Genomic DNA, 1,902 nt, shown 5'->3' with positions numbered 1-1,902 from the left:
TGGGAGACCACACCGATCTGGCGCCGCAGCCAGGTGGCATCGACCGTGGCGAGATCGATCCCATCGATGAAGACCCGTCCGCTCGTGGCGATATACAGGCGTTGCAGCAATCGGATAAGAGTTGTCTTGCCAGCGCCTGAGACGCCAACCACGCCGATGACCTCCCCAGCAGGGACGCTGAAGGACACGTCCGACAGCACCTGGACGCCGTTGGCCTGGTAGGCAAAGCTCACTCGATCAAAGCTGACTTGACCTTGCAGGGGGCGGCGTCCAGCGCCATCGGAAGCGAAGCCAGGCTCAGGCGTGGCATCCATGATGGTCGCCAGTCGCTTGATAGCCACACGCATCTGCTGAACTTCCTGCCACAGGGTAGACAGCTTGATGATCGGCGCATTGACACGGCCAGATAGCATATTGAACGCAATCAGGCCGCCGACAGTCAGGTTGCCGTCGATCACCTGCATGGCACCCACGCCCAACAGAATCACCGTCAGCGCCTTGCTGGCAAGATTGGTGAGCTGGTTGGTCCAGTTGCCAGTGTGGCCCGATTCGAATGACGACACGGCAAAACGCACCAACCGCTCCTCCCAGCGGCGCTGCCAGCTTGCCTCCACCGCCTGGCTCTTGAGCGTTTCCATCGCGCCGACGGTTTCCACCAGGAAGGCTTGGTTGTCGGCGCCCAGTGCGAATTTGTCCTCCAGCTTCTTGCGCAGCAACGGGCTGACGATGTATGACGCACCAAAGAAGATCGGTAGGAAGACGACGACGATGAGCGTCAGCAGCGGACTGTAGTAGAACATCACCGCCAGGAAAACCAGCGCGAAGACCAAGTCGAGCCAGGCGGTCAGCGCCTGGCCAGTGAGGAAGTTGCGCGCAGTCTCCAGTTCACGCGTCGCAGCGATAATGTCCCCCGCGCGCCGCGACTGGAAAAACGACATGGGCAGGCGCATCAAATGCTGGAACAGACGTGCGCCCAGCTCGACATCGACCCGTTGCGTGGTGTGCGTCAGGAGATAGTGGCGCAGCCCCGAGAGCACCGCTTCGAACAGCGCCACGCCAGCCAGCGCGACCAGCATCACCACCAGTGTGCTTTGCGAGCGGTGGGTCAGCACCTTGTCGATCACCACCTGGAAGGCCAGCGGCGTTACCAGGGCGAAGATCTGGACAAAGAACGACGCGAGCAGGACCTGCGCCAGCTCGGCCTTGTACTTGCCGATGGCCTGCCAGAACCACCCCACATTGAACTGGGACGCGGCAGCCCCGCTTGCGGCGTCGGCCGTCGCGGTCACCGAGGCGACGCTCGGACTCGCTTCGATCCATGCACCGGCGAAGTCCGCCGCAAACTCGGCCGCCGACACGGCGACGGCCTTCGCGCCGGCGCGCTGCACCAGCACCGTGTCGCTGACCCTGCCCACCAGGACCATTTCACCGCTGGTGGTCGGTGCAAGCACGGGCAGCGGCGCGTTGGCCAGCGCGGACAGCGTGCCGCTGACGCGCTTGGCTGTGAAGCCGAGATCCTGCAGGCCCCACAGCACGCGGTCGGGATCGAGGTCGTGGGCAACATCCCACCGCCGCGCGAGCGCTTCGGCATCAGCACGCCGCTCATGCAGCGTGGCAAGCGCGGCCAGCATCGTCAGATTGGGTCGAAGCGGCGCGGTAGTCATGACCGCGCCCTCCACCAACAGGCTCGAAAAAAGTGCTGCATTGTTACCATATCCGTCAATAAATGGGTAAAGCCTTCCCAACACGGCCGTTCCTGGCGGAGCGGCCGATGTGGTGGAATCTGTGAATGAGTGGTTAGCTGGTGTGGGGGTACCCCATCCCCAAGTCGACGACACTGGCCTGTGCGACCCGGTCCACGACCTCGGTGAAGGTTTCCTGGTGCGGCGGCACGAACGTGAT

The 1,902-nt window shown here is 63.2% G+C and carries 1 protein-coding gene; it reads right to left on the bottom strand.

The window, feature by feature from the left end:
* A partial coding sequence (locus E1J61_RS36125) for a peptidase domain-containing ABC transporter (protein WP_133098555.1) occupies window positions 1–1,664 on the bottom strand: 1,664 nt, incomplete at its 3' end.
* Window positions 1,665–1,902: the final 238 nt, after the last annotated feature.

Origin of the sequence: Cupriavidus sp. L7L, assembly GCF_004353535.1 — a bacterium.
GTDB lineage: Bacteria > Pseudomonadota > Gammaproteobacteria > Burkholderiales > Burkholderiaceae > Cupriavidus > Cupriavidus oxalaticus_A.
The sequence above is the reverse complement of the archived record's forward strand: the minus strand, read 5'-3'. Positions and strand labels throughout refer to the sequence as shown.